Below are 19,289 nucleotides of genomic sequence, written 5' to 3'. Positions count from 1 at the left end.
ATGTGGGAGCGAGCTTGCTCGCGATGGCGGAGTGTCAATCAACGAAGATATTGGATGGGCCGGCCATTTCGCGAGCAGGCTCGCTCCCACAGGGGACCTGCGGCGTAGATGCATTTTGCGGCTGCCAAAAAATCCAACTGTGGGAGCGAGCCTGCTCGCGAAGGCGGAGTTACTGTCAACGAGGATGCCGAGGGGTGACCTTATCGCGCCCTACCCCTCCGCGCCGGGCTCGTCGCGATGTACGTGGGCTTGCCACGCCCCCCATTTGCTTTCGAAGTACGCCTGGTTTTTGTCCCAGAGGGCCTGGTATTCGCCGCTGGCGATCAGCTTGCTGAACGAGGCCTGCCCGTAGTGATGGATAAACGCATCTTCAGCGCAGACCGTGCGGTAGCCGGCAGCCTGGACACGACGGCTGTAGTCGTCATCTTCGAACAACCCGATACCGAACGTTTCATCCAGATACCCCACCTCATCGAAGGTGGTTCGACGAAAGGCGACACAAAACATCGCGAGCATGGAGATATCGAACGACTGCCCCTTACGGGCTTCGGTGTAGTGGTCTGCAAACGCCTGCATCTGTTGGATGTCGGTATAGGAAATCTCGATCTTCGCTTCGTTTCCTACCGCATTCGTGACCGGCCCGACCAGGCCGATGCTCGGATCACACAAATGCCTGACCAGCGGATCGAGCCAACCGCCCGGCACCACCGTGTCGTTATTTAGCAGTAGCAGGACGTCACCGTCGGCTTCTCGTAAACCCTGGTTGTTCGCCGCAGCGAAGCCCCGGTTGTCCGGGTTGAAGATGATCTTCGTGAACGGTACCTCACGGCCCAGGCGTTCAAGATAATCTTGCGTGCCATCGTCCGAGCCGTTGTCGACGACAATCAGCTGGTAATTGGGCCAGGTGGTATTGCGCAGAACACTGTTTACACATTGAATCGTCAGATTGAGGTTGTTGTACGTCACGATCACGATGGAGACTTTCTCGTACAGCCCGACGATGGCTAGTTGCATGCTATCAAATCGATCCTTCCAATCGTTGGCCCGAGCGAGCTCCACACGCCGCTTGTAAAGGGCCAGATCGCGCTCGGCCAGGGCACGCTCGATCTGCTCGATGAACTCATCGACTCCGGTTGCGAAGTACAGCAGGTCCTTGTAGATGGCGATCTCCGCCAGCGGCGTGGAGATCACCGGTTTGCCGGCGCTGATGTACTCGTAGAACTTCACCGGATCGACCGCATGGGTCACGTTGTAAAGCCTGAAGGGAATCAGGCACGCATCGAAATGATCCAGGTACAGCGGCATCTCGGTGTACGGCTTGCGGCCCAACAACCGCACATTGGGCTTGTGCTCGAGCCCCGCCAGGTCCTCGACGAAAATATCCCCCACCAGGATGAAATTCCACGTCGGTCGCAGGTCCGCCAACGCCGCTAGCAGTGGATAATCGAGCCATTCAGCCAAGGCGCCGTAATAGCCAATCACCGGGCCGACCAGCCCGCTCAGCACATCGTTGGTAAAACAGTGCTGGTGGAAAAAAGCAAAATCCACAGCGTTTCGCACCAGCACGCAGCGAGGGTTATGGGCGCACCATTTCTGGTAAAGCAACGCCGCGGAAACGGTCACCAGATCAGCCTGGGCAATCAGCGTCTTTTCCTCGCTCAGCAGCTGTTCGCCGATGTTCGGAAAACCATCCCAGTCGTCCATGCAGTCATAGTGAATGCGCCAGCCATGCAGCGCGCGCAGGCTGAGTACCACGGGGCTCCAGTAGGCAATATGCACCACCGAGAGGGCGGTTCTGATCTGCATGTCGGTGACCAATGCAGCAATCGCGCGCAGCAACGCCTGATGGTTCTCAGGCGTCACTATCTTTTCGTAATAGGCCATTTGCACATCGCGATGCAGCGCCACCTCGAAAAGATTGGACGCCACTGAGGTCACTCGATAAAGCTGTCCCTGCTCCGGCACACTGGATGGAACGATATAAAACACCCGATAACCATTGCTCGCGAACTGGCTCATCAACTGCTGCGGTCGCTGGAAGCGCGCGGCCCAATCGATATTGGCGAAGCAGAGAATATCCAGCTGCCCTCTGGTGGCGAAATCCGCTTGTACCTCAACGTTCGGCAACGGTTCCGGCGCTGCCGGGTAGACGATTGCCGGGGCAGTTTCGGGAAATTCCCGGGTCGCGGCAAACCCATAACGCAGCACCCGGAACAGCGTACGCAGTGGCCGGGTGAAACGCCACGAACGGGTGTTCTGCAGGAAGTCGACTTTCGCCAGCGCGGTATCGCGCTCATTGACGGCCGCATCTCGCTGAGCCAAGGCGGCGTCCCGGTCGATCAAGGTGCTGTCGGGCTTAAGCATGCGGGTACCGATGCAGCGGCGTGCTGTCATCCGGCGGCCACATGGAACTGCGCGAGCCCGGCCGGTAGAACGTTGCGGTCAGGCTACGACGGGAAGAATGGCAACCACTGACTACAGGCGTGACGGCATGCCAGGAATTATCCGAGCGCACCAGGATCGCCGAATTACCCACCAGGGGCTCGATCTCGGCCGCCACTGCGCTGGGATCGTTGCGGTGCAGGATGTTCAGGCAACCGCCGTCGTTGCGGTCCCAGGACTCATTGAAATAGAGGATATGGGTGACCAGTTTATCGGGCAGGTCCGGATGGGCCCCCAGGCTCGCACCCGGACCATAATGAAAGACATTGACCTCCATCGGCACGCTGCGCAGATCGATTCCAGTCATGTGCGACATGGCTTCGCGATAACCAGCCGAGCCAAGATCCCGAGCCAGCCGCAACCATGCCTCGCTCAATTCCTGCGCATGAGCGATGGTATCGTCGCCCATGCCCAACAAGGCTCGTGCCTCGTAGTCATAGTTTTTTTCACCGCCATAACCACTCACCGTCTTGAAGTGATCATGAGGAAAAGACGCTGCCAACGCGGCGGCATCCTCGGCCGAGTAAAGGTTGCCGATTTCAGCCCATGAAAACGGCTGATCCTTTAGCGCCGCTGGCGTGAGACGAGAGAGATCTAGCATTGTCGGTTCTTGTTCGCTGTCAGGTTTCTGATACCACGGGCGATGGAACGCAGTGGCGCGGTCATTCGGAATGAATTGGAGTTCTGCAGCTCACGCATCCTGGCATCGCTGCGAGCCAGTTGCTCACGGAGCTGGATGATCCGTTGCTGTTGGGCAAGCTCCCGTGCTGCCAGGTCCTGCGCGGGTTCGTTGATCTGCGGCACAGGCATGACCGGACTCACCGGCGATTCAGCTGGCACTGGGTCGTACGTCTCGGCCGCGGCTTCGAGTAGATTGGGCAAGTGCTGCAGAAAAGCCCCCAGTACCGGCTGCGACGCCGTTTTACCTTGGCGAATGATCTCAGCGACCCGGTCCCAATGCTCCACCAACTGATCCGCCGCCGCACGCGCCAAGGGCGATGGCTGAGTCTTGCCCACGCGGGCGAGGAACCATTGCGGATCGACCGTCGCGACGTTCGGCAACGCATGCAGCGTGTCGAACCCAGCCAGCGCCGTGTACTTGCCCGTGGTCAGGTCCGCCGAGCAAAACACCGGCACGCCAAACGCCAGGGCGGTGATCGCCAGGTGATAGCTATGGCCGATCACCGCTTGGGCCTGGCTGAGAATTTCGGCCATGAGCAACGGCTCCGGCCAGAACGGCAAGGTGATGGATCCGGGCAGCCGACCGGCAATCACTGACGGATCGTCACCCAGGACTGGTCCAATCGGCACCACCACGAACTGGTAGCCCAGGAACGCCTCGGGGTGGTCTTCGAACAATTTTACAAAGGACTCCACCACATGGATGGCGTGGATCACGATGTAGGGCCCGGTCAGCCCGGCATGCTCGCGCAGCCGAACAAACTCGGCCGAGGGCCGTTGCTCATCGATCAGGCGCGGCAAGCCGAACGCGGTGTCGGGCAGCACTTCGATCTCGATTTGCTGGCTGAGCGCGCCGAGGGTATCGCGCGACAGGGCATCACGGACGCGCACGTACCGGCTCTGCTCAAGGGCCATCGTCAATAACGGCCTGGCCCAATCGGGGATACTGTTGCAATGCATCCCCGGTGCATTCCACATGACCGGGACCGCATGCTGCAGCGCGATGAGCGCGGGGGTCAGCCAATAACCGGTAGGGTGATGGATGTCCGCAGTGGTCGGACCATAGCCATGGGCAACGACTTTATCGAATCGGATCAGGAAACCACCGCCGATCAACACGCCATCCAGGCTTGCCGCTACAGCGGGCAGCTCTGTCAGCGAGGTCACCGCATAGGGCCATTCGGATGATTTTTTCCCGTGATAGGAAAACGGCTGCAGATTGACCGAACCCAAGCGCCGGGCCAGCTCTGCCTCGGCGATGATGGGGAACAGCAGGTCACCATAATTTTCTACGTCGAAGGTGCCGAAGATAGCCACCTGCCACGTGCGCTCATCCGCGGGTTCCGCCAGGTCGTTCTCTGCTGGAATCCCGCAGGTCTTGGGAAGCGACTCGGCCGCTCGCGGGTCGACGCTGTGCAATCCCAGGTCAACCATGCCCAGGAAATGCTTGTGGCTGGGCAACATGTCGAACGCCAAGGGGGCGACTTGCTTCTCGATCAGTTGCGAGGTGTCTTCCGTCGCGCCATGCAACAGCTTGAGCGTGACGTGGTAGCGCCCCTCGGCGAGGTTAGCCGGGAAGCGCACCGTGATGGCCGTACGCCGCCAGCCGTTTTCGACCGGGCCCGGTTGCAGGGCGAAGTTGCCCCCGCCGATCACCAGCAGCCTCGCCTCCTGGATAGTGAAGCTGATGTTGGGCTGAGTGATCGACTCATGCAGTAACGCTTCGACACGAATCTCGATGTCGTTGCCGTACAGGTAACTCGAAGAAAGCTGCCGAGTGTTGGTAAAACAGGCGGCGGTGATGTGTCCCTCCGCGGTTCCAAAGGCCATCCCCTGCTGACCGCCAATAAAGGTTTTTTGTGTAACCGGTATGGCCCCGCCACTGGCCCAGCGACGTTGCTCGTCACGCATGTCGAGCAAGTGCAGCTCGGCCATTTCATCGGGCGAGCCGCTGGCAACAACGCGGCCGGCGCGCAGATAGATGACCCGGTGGCAAAACCGTTTGACCATGCTCATGTCGTGGGAGACGAACAGCAGCGTGGTGCCTTTGGCAGCCAGTTCTTCCAGGCGGTTCAGACATTTGAATTGAAAAGATGCATCGCCGACGGAGAGGGCCTCGTCGACGATCAGAATCTCCGGTTCCACGCAGACCGAAACGGCGAACGCCAGCCGTACCAGCATCCCGCTGGAATAGATTTTGGTGGGCTGGTCGATGAAGTCGCCGATGTTGGCGAAGGCGATGATGTCATCGAAACGAGCGTCAATTTCCGCGCGACTCAAGCCCAGCACCGCCGCGTTCACATAGACGTTCTCGCGGCCGCTGAACTCCGGATTGAAGCCCGACCCGAGCTCAAGCAACGCCGCAATCCGGCCATGCCCGCGGACACTGCCCCGGGTCGGCATCAACGTTCCGCAGATCAGTTGCAACAAGGTGGATTTGCCACTGCCGTTACGGCCGATGATGCCGACAGTCTCCCCCCTTGCGATGGTCAGGGAAACGTCATCCAGGGCCCAGAACTCGCGGTAGAAACGCTTCCTGCCGCGCACCAGCATCTGCAACAGGCGGTCCTTGGGCGCATCGTAGATCTGATAACACTTGCTCAGGTTCTCGGCGCTGATGGCCACTTCAAACGACATCGGCAAAGCCCTTCCATGAGTCACTTCCATTAGCGGCACTACTGAATCATTCCTTCGCTGGGCACTGCCGATGAGTTAAGCACAAATGGAGAAAAAAACTTCGAATGTCCTGAACTTGGCCTACCCTCCATGAGGATGCGATTCACCGAGTTCCGATTTTTTGTCTTGAGGCCCCAGTACCAATGCAGTCGTTCAGCACTTCCCCTGCCGCCATGATCAAGAGTGTGCTGGTCAATCGAATCCTGATCTACGTGTTGATCCGCAGGGAGGTCATCGGTCGTTATAAAGGCTCGGTGCTCGGTATCTTATGGTCGTTCTTCACTCCGGCGTTCATGCTGGTGGTCTACACATTCGTGTTCAGCGTGGTCTTCAAGGCCCGCTGGTCGGGTGGCGGCGAGTCCAAGAGCGAATTCGCCCTGGTGCTGTTCGCAGGCCTGCTGGTGTTCAACCTGTTTTCCGAATGCCTGAACCGCGCGCCGGGCCTGGTGCTGGCCAATACCAACTACGTCAAGAAGATCGTCTTCCCGCTGGAAACCCTGCCGATGGTGTCGCTCGGCGCGGCGCTGTTCCACATGGCGATCAGCATCCTGGCCTGGCTGCTCTTCTATATCATCCTGTTCGGAACTCCTCCGGCAACCGCGCTTCTGCTGCCGTTGGTGCTGTTTCCGTTGGTGTTGTTGACCCTGGGGATTTCCTGGTTTCTCGCCTCGATAAGCGTGTACCTGCGCGATATTGGCCAGTTCATCGGCATTGTCATCACGGCGATGCTCTTTCTCTCGCCGATTTTCTATCCCCTTTCGATACTTCCGCAAAGCTACCAGGCGGCGTTGCAGGCGAACCCCCTGACGCTGCCGGTGGAAATGGTTCGTGACGTACTGTTCTGGGGCAGGACGCCACAATGGGCGCACCTGGCAACTTACTCGGCAATTTCCTTGTCGATTGCCTGTGCCGGATTCGCCTGGTTCCAGAGGACACGCAAAGGCTTTGCCGATGTCATCTGAGTTTGTTGACGTGGCGCCTCGTCCAGCAGCCGCTATGCTGATGGATGGCACGGCTGGAACCTGGGGCTGCCTGGTTATTGAAGTCGACAACACACCTGCAAGACCCGGGGTGCGTTGCCGTAATGTCCAAGGAACTGGAAGAACGCATGGATCAGATCAACCGTCTTGTCGATCACATTGACAAACTGACTCGCTCAACACAGTCCAGATCCATTGAAGCCTTGCAGCTGGTCAAGGAAATCGAGAATCGGGACCGGCTGATCAAGCAACTGAACCTGGGTTCACAAGCGCTTCGCACTCGCCTGTCGCTTCAGGAAGGCAAGGCCGGGCGACTGCGCGAGCAGTTGCAGGTGACCGAACGGCGCCTCAAAGACACCCAGGCGTTACTCAGGGCCAAAGAACGCCAAGCGGTGGAGCTGTCCGATTGGGCGGTGGATTTACGCGCACAACTGGCGGCGAAGCAGACTGAGCTGTTCAAGCTTTCTGACTGGGGCAACGCCATCGAACGCGCACCGCTGCGTTATTCGATACGCAAGCAGCTGTATAAATTATCGCGCCGGATCTACGCCTGGTTGCCGCTCACCGCACATCGGAAAAGCAGGCTAGCCCAGCGGCTTCGAAGCTGGTTGAAACGCACCAGGGCGACAGCCGGCGAATCATCGGCGTCCCCAAGCCTCGCGCCGCTGCAACCCCTGCTACCACCGATTGACCTTGCCGTGCCATCCAGTCACGGGCAGCCGACGATCCTGATGTTCGGCGTGATCGATTGGCACTTCCGCATCCAGCGCCCACAAAACCTGGCCAAGGAGTTGTCGCGGGCGGGACAAACGACCTTTTATATTTCCAACCACTTTATCGACGATGATGCTCCCGGCTTCGAGGCGGAGCGCCTGGAAGGCTCCGAGCGGCTGTTCCAGATCCGTTTCAAGGTGCGCGGGGCTCCGGCCATTTATCATGCCCCGCCTTCAGCGGCCGCGATCAGCCAGTTGCGCCAAGGCCTGGCCATGCTGCTGGACGCGGCGAACGTCGCCGCCGTGGATTGCATCGTCCAGCACGCCTACTGGTTCCCGCTGGCAAGACGTGTCCCCAACGCCACGCTGGTCTATGACTGCATGGATCACCACGAAGGTTTCGGCAATGTTGCCCAGGAACTGCTCGACCTGGAAATCGCCTTGATGCGCCGGGCCGATCTGCTGGTGGCGACTTCCGACTGGATCGAACAACACGGCAAGCGGGAAAACCGCAACGTAGAGGTGATCCGCAACGCCTGCGAATACGGTTTTTTCAGCCAACGCCCCGACAAGATCTACCGGGACCCGGCCAACAGAAAGATCATCGGCTACTACGGCGTCATCGCCGAATGGTTCGACCTGGAACTGGTCAAGCGCGTCGCCCAGTCCTTCCCGCAGCAGCTGATCCTGTTGATCGGCAGCGATATCGTCCAGGCGAAAAAATATTTCAAGGCCTGCCCGAATGTGGTCCTGGAAGGCGAAGTCCCGTATGCCTCCCTGCCCTATTACCTCTACGCCATGGACGTTTGCCTGCTTCCGTTCAAGGTCATGCCCCTGACGCTCGCCACCAATCCGGTCAAGGTCTATGAATACCTGAGCGCAGGAAAACCGGTAGTGTCGGTGAAACTGCCGGAGTTGAGCCAGTTCGGCAAACTGGTCTGGACGGTTGAACAGCCGACTGAGTTCATCTCGGCCATACGCGGTGTACTCGACGCTCTGCCAGAGGTCGGCGCAACGCCAAGGGCGCGTCAATCGTTCGCCCAGGGCCAGACCTGGCAGCATCGGGCCGCCAGCCTGCGCAAGGCCATCGCGTCATTGCCCCTGCCCAAGGTCAGCGTCGTGGTGTTGACCTACAACAACCTCGAACTGACCAAGGCTTGCCTCGACAGTCTGTTGACCCAGAGCCAGTACCCGAACCTTGAAACCATCGTGGTCGACAACTGCTCCAGCGACCAGACCCCGGCCTATCTCACTGCCTGGGCCAAGGGACATCCCGAACGGATCGTCATCCTCAATCCGGATAACAAGGGATTCGCCGCAGGGAACAACCAAGGGCTCGCGGCAGCCAGTGGCGAGTACCTGGTCATCCTGAACAACGATACGGTCGTCACCGCCGGCTGGATCAAGGGGTTGATCCGTCATCTGAAGGACCACGAGGAAATCGGCATCATCGGTCCGGTCACCAACAACATCGGCAACGAAGCCAAAGTCCGCACCCGTTATGGGCGGATGGAGGACATGCCCGCCGAAGCCGCGCAAATGACCCGTGCCCGCATGGGCGAGTGGTTCGAAATCAACACCCTGGCGTTTTTCTGCGTGATGTTCCCGCGTTCGACCTACGAGCAGATTGGCGGCCTGTGCGAGGAGTACGGCCTGGGGTTCTTCGAGGATGACGATTATTGCCGCCGCGTGCAGCGTCGCGGCCTGCGCGCGGCTTGCGCCGAAGACGTCTTCGTCCATCACCACCTGTCCGCCTCGTTCAACACCTTGGGTGCCCGGAAAAAACAGGCACTTTTCGAAAAGAACCGGGCGATCTACGAGAACAAATGGGGATCCTGGGTTCCGCACACGTACCGAGATGTATAGGCCCCTCTTGGATGCAACGCTGTCTACGAGCGTTGACCAACCCGTGGCGAGGGAGCTTGCTCCCGCTGGGCTGCGAAGCGGCCCTGAACCCGGCCACCGTAGCGTGCCAGGTGGGGTGTATTCAGCTTTTGGGGCTGCTGCGCAGCCCAGCGGGAGCAAGCTCCCTCGCCACAATGAATCGAGAAAAAGCCTTAAGCGAGTTCCTTCAGCCGAGACGATATTTTGCCCGGATCAAGCCTGAAATACGCAGTGGTGCTGTTGGTTTTACTGGCGAGTACGGCGGTCGGCGTGTACGGTTTTTCGACGCTTGAACTGGCCTCCATGAACAGCAGCAGCCGCACGATACTGCTGTCAGTGGGGGTCCTGGCGGCCCTTACCGCCTTCACTCGCAAGCCGCCGATCATTCTTTGCCTTGGCCTGCTGGCGTGCCTGACCATTGCCTGCTCGCAGATCTGGCCGGTGGTTGTCGTCGCGGTCTTCGCGCTGTCTGCCACCGTGCTCGGCAGGTGGCTGCTCAGGCAAGAAAATCCGGCCGACTGGAGCATCCATCTGCTGATGGGCACCGGCACGTTCGGTACGCTGACAGGCCTGGCTGCGTATATGCCGATCAATTATCCCTGGCTGTATGGCGCGATGTTGGCAGTGCCGCTTGTACTGGGGCGCAAACAGGTCCTGTCGATAGGTCGCGAACTGCTGGCACAAATCCAGGCCACCCGCTCGGCACATACGCCCCTGCAAACCGGCCTTGATGTACTGATTGGCGGATTCGCCTGCCTCTACGTGCTGGTAGCTTTCATGCCGGAGGTCGGCCACGACGCCTTGGCCATGCACCTCTTCGTCCCTTCACACCTGGCCCAGCGGCATCAATGGTCGTTCGATGCAAACACCTACGTGTGGGCAGTCATGCCCATGCTGGCCGACTGGATCTATAGCATCGTCTATATGCTGGCGGGCGAAACGGCGTCACGCCTGAGCAATAGCGCATTCGCCTTGCTGGTGGCGTGGCAGATTCGCAACATGACCCTCTGGGCCGGGGGCTCCGCCACGAGCGCTCGCTGGGCAAGCCTGATATTCCTGTCGACGCCCCTCGCCTTCGCTGAAAGCAGCAGCCTGCACATAGAGTCGGCGTGGACCGCCTTCATGCTGGCCGGGACCCTGGCAATCCTGAAGGTCTCGGGCTTCACTGCGGATCCTCGGGAACGCCTGTCGCAACTGGTCCTGGCCGGTGTCCTGCTGGGTTTCGCCATGGCGACCAAGGCGGTGACCCTGAGTGTCCTGCCGGTCCTGCTGCTGGTCCTCTTGCTGCAGTACAAGGCCTGGGCCGTGCGAGGAATCGCCAAGCCCCTCATGCTCGGCAGCGCCGGCCTGCTGCTGGCGGGCGCTACCCCTTACATCTGCGCCGGGTACTTGACCGGTAACCCGGTGTTCCCGTTTTTCAACGGGGTTTTCCATTCACCGCTCTGGCCGGACATGAACTTCGAACCGCCCGCCACGTTCGGTACCGGAATGACCTGGGACACCCTCTATCGAATGGTCTTCCAGTCGCCGCAGTTCATCGAGGGACGGGTCGGCGCGGCAGGTTTCCAGTGGCTGCTGCTACCCACAGCGGCCGTCGCCGTGCTGCTGAGCGGCAACAAAAAAGCCCTGTGCATTCTCCTGGTCGGCGCCGGCGCGATGTTCATGACGTTCCAGTCAACGGCCTACCTGCGTTATGTGTTTCCCTCCTTTGCGCTGTTCTCGGTTATCCTCGCCCTGCCCTTTTCCGACGCCAGGGCCTTCCCCCGCAGCCTCGCCATCGCGGCCGGTGCCGTGTTGGTCCTGGCCAATATCCGCTTCATCCAGGCCGCTACTTACTATGGCGAAATCAAACCCTCGGCACTGTTGAGCCAGGCCGGTCGGGAGGCCTTTTTGCTGGAGCGCCTGCCGATCCGGAAAATGGTCGACACCGTCAACGCCTTGAACAGCGGTTATCAACCCGTGGCGGTTTTTGCGTCGCCCTTGATGGCGGGTTTGCATGGCGATGCCCTTTACGCGTCGTGGTACAACCTGAAGTGGAAGGGCGAATTCGACGCAGCGACCTCGCCGGCGGAGCTTACCCGGCGCTTGCGCCAGCGCCAGGTGAACTGGCTGGTGATCGATCTCAAGTCTGTTCCCCAGGCACAGCTCGACCGCCTGCTCGCCGTGTCCACGTCGTATTCCAGGCTGGGTAACCTGGACCTGCGCAAACTCAACGCCACCCACTACGAGCTCCTGCTCAATCCGGACCTGTCCAGCCTCGACGGCTGGAACCTGCTGTCGCCCTCGACCTATGACACCTCGCGCAAGATCCTCACCGTCAACGTCAAGACACCCGCCACACAGCGCGTCGACGTCACGCCGGGGCTGACCTACACCAACAGTGTGTCCGCACGCTGCACGGAGGCAGCCACTACCGGAAGAATCCAGGCCAACTGGATGGACGACCAAGGCGACTTCATCAGCGCCAGCATCGCAACGTTTGATTGCACCACGCATTGGGAGACCCATGAGATGAGTGTCATTGCCCCGGCTAATGCTACGTCCGCGGTCATTTATGCGTCCGGGCATACCGACACTCCCCTGGAGTTCAAATCACTTTCATTCAGGCAATAGTTGGCAAATCGATGAACACAACAACAGCGATTTTCACGGATGAACTACGCGTTGCCGTCGTCATCCCCAGCTATCGGGTCACCGCACATATCGTCGGCGTCATCGACGCCATCGGGCCGGAAGTCTGGCGCATCTATGTCATTGACGATGCCTGCCCGGACGGTTCGGGCGGGCATGTCCTGGCCTCCTGTAACGACCCTCGGGTCAAGGTGCTGCCCCATGACATCAACAAAGGTGTGGGGGGTGCGGTCATGACCGGCTATCGAGCAGCCCTCGCTGACGGCGCGAGTATCATCGTCAAGGTCGACGGCGACGGTCAGATGGACCCGACCCTGATTCCGCTGTTCATCGAACCGATCCTGGCGGGTGAAGCCGACTACACCAAGGGCAATCGGTTTTTCGACCTGGAGGAAGTCCAGTCGATGCCGCGAATTCGTCTGTTCGGCAATGCCGTGTTGTCGTTGATGGCCAAACTGTCGACGGGTTACTGGGATCTGTTCGACCCGACCAACGGCTATACCGCGATTCACCGTGACGTCGCCAGGCTGCTGCCCCTGGACAAGGTCAGCCAACGCTATTTTTTCGAGACCGACATTCTGTTCCGCCTGAACACCGTGCGCGCGGTGGTAGTGGATATTCCGATGGAAGCCCGCTACGGCGATGAAGTCAGTCACCTGAAGATCTCGAAGATCGTGGGCGAATTTCTCTTCAAGCATCTGCGCAACTTCACCAAGCGCGTGCTCTACAACTACTACTTGCGCGACATGTCCCTGGCTTCGATCGAGCTGCCGATCGGGATCCTGATGTTCGTGTTCGGCATCCTGTTCGGCAGTTACCACTGGTTCGAGTCGGCGCAGCATGGCGTCGCGACGCCAGCCGGCACCGTGATGCTCAGCGCATTGCCCATGCTCATGGGGCTGCAATTGATCATGGCGTTTCTCGGTTACGACATCGCCTCGGTCCCCAACAGGCCTCGGCATTCCAGGCGCAGGGCCACTTCATTGCGGGAAGAAAAGTCATTAAAGCGCTAAGAGATCTTTTATCGGACCCGTCGCTCAAGACGCTGGATGTCGATGGCTGCGAACGCCTTGAACTTCACGGCAAAGTGCTTGAGCGCAAGCAAATGCTTCGGGACGTCTTCGTAGAGTTCCACCACGCGTTCCGTCGACTGGCAGACCGCTATTTCCATGTCGGGGGTCTTGAGGTGGAGTTGGGAGCGGGCATCGCGCCCATGCGCGATTCGTACCCGCACGTATTGGCCACGGACGTTGTCGCCAGCGAGAAACTCGACATGGCGCTCGATGCCCAGGCAATGAGCCTGGACGATGATTCGGTCAGGGCCTTTTATGGCCAGAACTGTTTTCATCATTTTCCTCACCCCGAGCGCTTTTTCACGGAGCTGGAAAGGACGCTCAGGATCGGCGGCGGGGCCATTTTGATCGAGCCCTTTCATGGCCCCTTTGCCGCGTTCCTCTATAAGCGCCTGTTCAAGTCCGAAGGCTTCGACACGCACTTCCCCTCTTGGCATACACCGTCGACCGGCCCCATGAACGGCGCCAACCAGGCCCTCAGCTACATCGTCTTCGTTCGAGACCGGCAGGCGTTCGAGCACAAGTACCCGGGTCTGGAGATCGTCCACCAGGAAATCTGCGGCAATTATCTTCGTTACCTGATATCCGGCGGCCTGAACTTTCGCCAGCTATTGCCTGACGTCTTCATCCCTGTGCTCAAGGTCGTCGAAAAACTGCTGTATCCGTTGCGGCGGATATTGGCCTTGCACCACATAGTGGTGATCAGGAGGACATCTTGACCTTTATCCGATACGGCGCCATCCAACTCGTGGCCTATGGGTTGGACATGGGTATCTTCTTGCTGCTGCTCGCGCTATTCGATGACCACCCCGTGCTGGCCAACGTCGCCGGCAAAGTCGTGGCCGGGACGTTCGCGTTCTTTTCGCATCGGCATTTCACATTCCAGTCGACACGCGTTGGCAGCAAGGCTCAAGCGCTGCGCTATTTTTCATTGCTCGCCATCAATATTCCGCTCGCTTCGGTGCTGCTCAGCGCGGGGCTGTACCTCATCGATAACCCTGTCCCGGTGAAATTTGTCAGCGACGTGATCTGCGTAGCGCTGACCTACTGGATCAGCAAGCGGTTCGTGTTTCGTACCGATACGCACCCGCCGGCTCCCGCTGACCGAGCCGAAGGCGCAGGACCATGAAGCTACTGATCACCGGCGCGACCGGCTACATCGGACAACGCTTGAGCACCCTCGCGACGGCAAGCGGCCACGAGGTCATTTGCGCCACCCGCCAGCCGGGGCCCGCCGCCTATGCCTGGCTTCCTTATGACCTGCGGGGCCCGGTACCCGAATGCCCTGCCAGCACTCAGGCGCTGATCCATCTGGCGGCCGACACATCGACCGCTGCTGACACCGACCCGGATGCCGAAATAAACGCGGCCGTGGCGCTGATCGATTGCGCCCGACAAGGCTCGGCCAGGTTCATCTTCATATCCAGTCAAACCGCCGAGGCCACGGCCCCGAGCGTTTATGGCCGGACCAAGTGGCGCATCGAACAACATGTGCTGGCCGCCGGCGGCACCGTGATCCGCCCCGGGCAAGTATACGGCGGCCCAGAAAGCGGGCTCTTTGGCCTGTTGACCGGGCTGGTTCGCCGGAGCCCGTTCACTCCGATCCTCATGCCAGCGCCTTGCGTGCAGCCCATTCATGTCGACGACCTCGCGGCCGCGATACTGGCCGTCGCCGAGCGGGACGATATTCATGGCGAGGTCCTCAATCTGGGCGCCGTGAAACCGATTGCCTTTGGCCAGTTCCTGGGCGCAATTGCGACGCACCGGATCCGCGCCACTCGCCTGCCAATCCCTCTGCCGGTGGCATTGCTCAGGCTGTTGCGGCTGATACTCGGACGGTCCTTGAGCACAAAGCTGGGCCTGGAGCGGATCTTTTCCCTTATTCATCTGCCGCCCATGGACAGCGAGCGTTCCCTGGAAAAACTCGGCATCGCGTTGCGCCCTCTTGCCCACGGCATGCATCGCTCCGGCGATGGGCAACGTCGAGGCCTGCTACAGGAAGCGGCGGTGCTCTTGGGCTACCTGCTCAAGCGCCCGCCGCAAAAAAGCCTGGTAAGGCGCTATGCAAGGGCACTGGAGCGTGCGGGCAAAACCCGTCCCGTCATCCACTCACGCCTGCTGATGGGCTGGCCGATACTCTTGACGCTGCTGGACAACCCCGGCGTCCTGCGCACGCCCGAGGGCCAGGAACTGGCCTGGCGCCTGCAGGTTGCACTCGGTATCGCCGAAGCCAGCCCCCAAGGCGCGCATGTGTTTCTCGGCACCCAATGGCCGCGCAGCGTTGTCGCCACGCTGGTTGCGTTGGGACTCACCTCGGTCAAAGCGTTGGTGTGGCAGATAGCGGCGTTGTCGTGCCGTGCTTTTGCCCGCCCGCTGCTGCTTGGAAGTGAAGCCCACCGTGAAGCCTGAGTTCGATGTGATCATTGTCGGCAGCGGCCCAGCCGGGACTTCAGCGGCCTATCCGCTGGTCAAGGCGGGCCTGCGAGTGCTCATGGTTGATGCCCAGGCCAACAGCGACTCACCGGTGCCGCCAACCCGCCCCTTCCTCAGTGCCAGGACCAACGACGCGCATCAATGGAAATGGATGATCGGCGAAAACTTCCACGCCCTGGACCAACTGGACGCCGTGTCGCCCAAGCTGAAGACGCCGACCCACGCCCATGTCTTCGAAGGGTTCAGCGCCGGCAATCGCATCGAGACCGAAAACTTCATCGGCATCGGATCACTGGCCACCGGAGGCCTGTCCAATGCCTGGGGTTGCGGCGTGGCAGCGCTGGGCGCCGGTGACTTCGCCGGGCTGCCCATCGATTATTCCGAGATGCAAGTGTCCTACGAAACAGTCGCGCGCCGGATCGGTATCAGTGGCCGGCTCGACGACGATCTCTCCAGCTACTTCGGTCTGGATGAGTGGTCGCAACCACCCCTGCCACTGGACAGCCTGCATCAGCGCTTGCTCGACCGCTACACCCGGCGCCGAGCGGTGTTTCCCGACCTGGGGTTTCGCCTTGGCCGTTCAAGGGTCGCCGCCTTGAGCCAGCCCCTCGACGAGCGCAAGGCCTGCGATCTTTCTGGAAACTGCTTGTGGGGCTGTCACCACCAAGCCTTGTACAGCGCCTCGCAAGAGCTGCGAAAACTCAAGCAATACCCTGGGTTCCAGCACGTCCAGAATTTCCTGGTGGAGGATCTGCTGAAACAGGACGACTCATGGACCGTCACCGATCATCGCTCCGCCCGGCGCTTGCGCGGTGCCCGCCTGTTACTGGCGGCGGGCACGCTGGCCTCGACCCGGCTCGTCCTCAAGTGCCTGAACCATTCGGCACCGGTACCGCTGCTGTCATCGCCGACGGCGGCCTTCCTGCTATGGTTGCCAAGAATGCTCGGCACCCAGAGAGTGCCGGTATTTGGCCTGGGCCAGCTCTCGTTCACCCTGGAGTTGAAGTCCGGCGCCACAGCTTTCGGGTCGACGTTCAGCACCACGGGCTTGCCCATGACCGAGTTCGTCAGCCGGATTCCCATGAGCAAACGCTACAGCATCGAATTGCTGAGGAACCTGCTCAGCGCGTGCGCCGTCGGCAACATCTTCCTTCCCGGGCAGCTGTCCAGCAACACGGCGCTGCTGCGCCCCGACGGTTCGTTGAGCATCACCGGCCAAGTGCATCCCGAGCTCCCCGGGATCATGAAAGCCGCCGAGACCAGGCTACGGCGGATCTATTGGAAGATGGGCGCGCTGTTGATGCCCATGAGCTTCACCGTCGGCAGACCGGGAGCAGATATCCACTATGCGGGAACCCTGCCCATGCACTCGACGCCGAAGATTGGCCAGACCGATCGCCTTGGCCAGGTCGCCGGCCTCGACGGCGTGCATGTCGTTGATGGCGCCTGTCTGCCCAGCCTTACCGAGAAATCGCACACGTTGACCCTGATGGCCAACGCGGACCGGATAGCACGCTCTCTGACAACAATGATAGGAAATCAGCAGTCATGACCCGCAAAGTACTCTGCATCGTCGGTACACGCCCCGAAGCCATCAAGATGGCCCCGGTGATCAACGCCCTCAAGGCCGAGAAAAACATCGAGTGCCGGGTGCTCGCCACCGCCCAGCACCGCGGCCTGCTCGACCAGATACTGAAGGGCTTTGCGATCGATGCCGACCTCGATTTGGACATCATGCGTCCCAACCAGTCTCTGGCAGCGCTGACCTCACGCCTGCTGCGTGAACTCGACGGCGTCCTGCAAGCCGAGAAACCGGATGTGGTACTGGCTCAAGGTGACACGACCACCGTCATGAGTGCCGCACTGGCGTGTTTCTACCTGCGAATACCCTTCGGCCATGTCGAAGCGGGCCTGCGTACCGGGGACCTGTACAATCCGTTCCCCGAAGAGGCCAACCGGGTGATCGCCGGCAAGCTGGCCCGCTGGCATTTCGCGCCGACCCAGGGCGCCGTGGCCAACCTGCTGGACGAAGGTGTTGCCGCCAGTGATATCACCCTGACCGGCAATACTGTCATCGATGCCTTGCTGATGACCGCGGCACAGGACTCAGCCTTGACCGTCCCACTCGATGCGCACAGACGCATGGTGCTGGTGACCTGCCATCGTCGGGAAAACTTCGGCGAACCGTTCCAGGATATCTGCCAGGCACTCAAGCGCCTGGCCGAACGGAACCCGGACATCCAGATTCTTTATCCCGTCCACCCCAACCCGAACGTCAAGAACGTCGCGCATCAGTTGCTCGGCCAAACCCCGAACATCATCCTCTGCGCACCGCTGGACTACGCTCCGTTTGTCGCGGCAATCAAGCGCTCATACCTGATCATCAGCGATTCCGGGGGCGTGCAGGAAGAAGCCCCTGCCCTGGGTAAGCCGGTGCTGGTACTCAGGACAGAAACCGAACGCCCCGAAGCGGTCGACCTCGGCGTGGTCAAGTTGGTGGGCGCCAATCGGGACACCATCGTTGAACAGGCACAGCATCTCCTGGATGACCCTCAGGCCTATCAGGGCATGGCGCGGGGCGTTTCCCCCTATGGCGACGGCAGGGCCGCAACGCGTATTGCCGACGTCCTGCGCCAGCACTTTCAGCCATGAGAATGATCTACCTGTCCCCGGTGCCATGGGCCAGTTTCAGCCAGCGCCCGCATCATTTCGTCAACTGGTATCACCACCAGACTGGCGCACAGGTGCTCTGGATCGATCCATACCCGACGCGCTTGCCCACGTTGAACGACATCAGGTCCAAGCCGCCTGTTGCCGATCAGCACAGCGTCACCGTTCCCCCCTGGTTGCACGTTTGCAAACCCCGGAGCCTCCCCATTGAGCCGCTCCCAGGCTCGGCAATGCTGCTCAAGCGACTGTGGCGCAACCTGTTCAAGGAGATTGCGGCGTTTGCCGCCGCCGGCCCCTGCCTGATAGGTGTCGGAAAACCTTCCGAACTGGCCTTGCAACTGCTGGCACGCATGCCTGCAAGCCCTGCCGTCTACGACGCGATGGATGATTTTCCGGCCTTTTATCAGGGCCTGTCACGCCGGTCCATGGAGCGTCGCCAGGCGCAGCTTATTCGACAGGTAGGCAAAGTGCTGGCCTCCTCCAGCCCTCTGCGCAATAAACTCCTGGGCATGACCGACCAGGTGGAACTGGCCCTCAATGCCTGTGACGTGCGCGGACTGGCGCCGGTCGAAAGCCTGGACCTGGCCGCCAAACAACAGGTGCTTGGTTATGTCGGCACCCTGGGTCGTTGGTTCGACTGGGACCTGGTCACCGCGCTGGCCCAGGCCAACCCTGGAAACCGGATCCGGCTGATCGGCCCCGTCTTCACACCGGCGCCCTGCGTATTGCCCGCCAACATCGAGCTGCTACCCGAGTGTTCCCATGCCGATGCAATGACGGCCATGGCAACGTTTTCGGTAGGCCTGATTCCGTTCAAGCTCAACCGCCTCACCGCCTCGGTCGACCCGATCAAATACTACGAGTACCGCGCCCTCGGCCTGCCTGTCATCTCGACCCGCTTCGGTGAAATGGCCCTGCGCGACCGGGAGCCGGGCGTCTGGATCGTGGATCAAGGGACTGACCTGCGCAACACCGTCGTTGCAGCGCTCGCCAGTCAGAGCGACCATGCCACCGTTCAGCAATTTCGTCAGGCGCATCTCTGGGCCAAGCGTTTTTCGGCGGTAGACCTCATGCCTGCCTCATTGGAGAAACCAGAAGTCTGGTAA

General features: G+C 60.4%; 13 protein-coding genes and 2 pseudogenes. 10 read left to right on the top strand and 5 right to left on the bottom strand.

From position 1 onward, the window contains the following. Window positions 1-210: 210 nt before the first annotated feature. The 4 genes and pseudogenes from J3P97_RS11415 to J3P97_RS11400 form a co-directional block, all read right to left on the bottom strand. Window positions 211-2,364 (bottom strand): glycosyltransferase, encoded by a 2,154-nt coding sequence (locus J3P97_RS11415; protein ID WP_434674542.1) that lies wholly within the window; start codon window positions 2,362-2,364, stop codon window positions 211-213. Next, a complete protein-coding gene (locus J3P97_RS11410; protein WP_434674181.1) occupies window positions 2,357-3,043 on the bottom strand; it encodes a 2OG-Fe(II) oxygenase in 687 nt (228 codons plus the stop codon). The genes J3P97_RS11415 and J3P97_RS11410 overlap by 8 nt, the downstream gene beginning before the upstream one ends. Continuing rightward, a pseudogene (locus tag J3P97_RS11405) lies at window positions 3,037-4,350 on the bottom strand (polysaccharide pyruvyl transferase family protein); the annotation flags it as partial. The gene J3P97_RS11410 and the pseudogene J3P97_RS11405, both read right to left, overlap by 7 nt. Window positions 4,351-4,530: 180 nt before the next feature. Next, a pseudogene (locus tag J3P97_RS11400) lies at window positions 4,531-5,760 on the bottom strand (ABC transporter ATP-binding protein); the annotation flags it as partial. Window positions 5,761-5,942: 182 nt separating this feature from the next. On the opposite strand from J3P97_RS11400, the gene J3P97_RS11395 reads away from it, so the two are divergent. The 4 genes from J3P97_RS11395 to J3P97_RS11380 all read left to right on the top strand — a co-directional run bounded on the left by J3P97_RS11395 (window position 5,943) and on the right by J3P97_RS11380 (window position 13,020). Next, entirely contained in the window at window positions 5,943-6,761 is an 819-nt protein-coding gene (locus J3P97_RS11395) for an ABC transporter permease (RefSeq protein WP_434674180.1), read from the top strand. Window positions 6,762-6,883: 122 nt separating this feature from the next. Next, a complete protein-coding gene (locus tag J3P97_RS11390) occupies window positions 6,884-9,358 on the top strand; it encodes a glycosyltransferase (protein WP_434674179.1) in 2,475 nt (824 codons plus the stop codon). A gap of 222 nt (window positions 9,359-9,580) precedes the next feature. Beyond that, window positions 9,581-11,989: a phospholipid carrier-dependent glycosyltransferase gene (locus J3P97_RS11385; protein ID WP_434674178.1), complete on the top strand. Its 2,409-nt coding sequence runs from the start codon at window positions 9,581-9,583 to the stop codon at window positions 11,987-11,989. A gap of 11 nt (window positions 11,990-12,000) precedes the next feature. Further along, window positions 12,001-13,020, top strand: a complete 1,020-nt coding sequence (locus J3P97_RS11380) for a glycosyltransferase family 2 protein (protein WP_434568785.1) — start codon at window positions 12,001-12,003, stop codon at window positions 13,018-13,020. Window positions 13,021-13,028: 8 nt separating this feature from the next. Here the strand turns inward: J3P97_RS11380 and J3P97_RS11375 are convergent, their stop codons facing one another. After that, window positions 13,029-13,178 carry a hypothetical protein gene (locus J3P97_RS11375; protein WP_434674177.1) on the bottom strand — a complete coding sequence of 50 codons (150 nt, stop codon included), beginning with the start codon at window positions 13,176-13,178 and terminating at the stop codon, window positions 13,029-13,031. Between the two features lie 102 nt (window positions 13,179-13,280). Between J3P97_RS11375 and J3P97_RS11370 the strand changes: the two genes are divergently transcribed. Genes J3P97_RS11370 through J3P97_RS11345 form a run of 6 tightly spaced genes read left to right on the top strand, consistent with a single transcriptional unit; the run spans window position 13,281 to window position 19,289 of the window. Continuing rightward, complete coding sequence (locus J3P97_RS11370; protein WP_434674176.1) at window positions 13,281-13,799, top strand: class I SAM-dependent methyltransferase; 519 nt, start codon at window positions 13,281-13,283, stop codon at window positions 13,797-13,799. Further along, window positions 13,796-14,209, top strand: a complete 414-nt coding sequence (locus J3P97_RS11365; RefSeq protein ID WP_434674175.1) for a GtrA family protein — start codon at window positions 13,796-13,798, stop codon at window positions 14,207-14,209. Before J3P97_RS11370 ends, J3P97_RS11365 begins: the two co-directional genes overlap by 4 nt. Next, window positions 14,206-15,489 carry an NAD-dependent epimerase/dehydratase family protein gene (locus J3P97_RS11360; RefSeq protein WP_434674174.1) on the top strand — a complete coding sequence of 428 codons (1,284 nt, stop codon included), beginning with the start codon at window positions 14,206-14,208 and terminating at the stop codon, window positions 15,487-15,489. The genes J3P97_RS11365 and J3P97_RS11360 overlap by 4 nt, the downstream gene beginning before the upstream one ends. Next, a complete protein-coding gene (locus tag J3P97_RS11355; protein ID WP_434674173.1) occupies window positions 15,479-17,065 on the top strand; it encodes a GMC oxidoreductase in 1,587 nt (528 codons plus the stop codon). Before J3P97_RS11360 ends, J3P97_RS11355 begins: the two co-directional genes overlap by 11 nt. After that, window positions 17,062-18,165: a non-hydrolyzing UDP-N-acetylglucosamine 2-epimerase gene (wecB, locus tag J3P97_RS11350; protein WP_434674172.1), complete on the top strand. Its 1,104-nt coding sequence runs from the start codon at window positions 17,062-17,064 to the stop codon at window positions 18,163-18,165. The genes J3P97_RS11355 and wecB overlap by 4 nt, the downstream gene beginning before the upstream one ends. Continuing rightward, window positions 18,162-19,289, top strand: coding sequence for a glycosyl transferase (locus J3P97_RS11345; RefSeq protein ID WP_434674171.1), 1,128 nt, complete (start codon window positions 18,162-18,164; stop codon window positions 19,287-19,289). Before wecB ends, J3P97_RS11345 begins: the two co-directional genes overlap by 4 nt.

It is taken from the genome of Pseudomonas sp. R1-15 (genome assembly GCF_051132085.1).
GTDB lineage: Bacteria > Pseudomonadota > Gammaproteobacteria > Pseudomonadales > Pseudomonadaceae > Aquipseudomonas.
This window is presented reverse-complemented; position numbering and strand designations above follow the sequence as displayed.

Coding starts and splice junctions, on each gene's coding strand:
- J3P97_RS11360 (WP_434674174.1), top strand. CDS start 14,206: ATGAAGCTACTGATCACCGGCGCGACCGGCTACATCGGACAACGCTTG.
- J3P97_RS11345 (WP_434674171.1), top strand. CDS start 18,162: ATGAGAATGATCTACCTGTCCCCGGTGCCATGGGCCAGTTTCAGCCAG.
- J3P97_RS11410 (WP_434674181.1), bottom strand. CDS start 3,043: ATGCTAGATCTCTCTCGTCTCACGCCAGCGGCGCTAAAGGATCAGCCG.
- J3P97_RS11375 (WP_434674177.1), bottom strand. CDS start 13,178: ATGGAAATAGCGGTCTGCCAGTCGACGGAACGCGTGGTGGAACTCTAC.
- J3P97_RS11395 (WP_434674180.1), top strand. CDS start 5,943: ATGCAGTCGTTCAGCACTTCCCCTGCCGCCATGATCAAGAGTGTGCTG.
- J3P97_RS11370 (WP_434674176.1), top strand. CDS start 13,281: ATGGCGCTCGATGCCCAGGCAATGAGCCTGGACGATGATTCGGTCAGG.
- J3P97_RS11390 (WP_434674179.1), top strand. CDS start 6,884: ATGTCCAAGGAACTGGAAGAACGCATGGATCAGATCAACCGTCTTGTC.
- J3P97_RS11380 (WP_434568785.1), top strand. CDS start 12,001: ATGAACACAACAACAGCGATTTTCACGGATGAACTACGCGTTGCCGTC.
- wecB (WP_434674172.1), top strand. CDS start 17,062: ATGACCCGCAAAGTACTCTGCATCGTCGGTACACGCCCCGAAGCCATC.
- J3P97_RS11415 (WP_434674542.1), bottom strand. CDS start 2,364: ATGCTTAAGCCCGACAGCACCTTGATCGACCGGGACGCCGCCTTGGCT.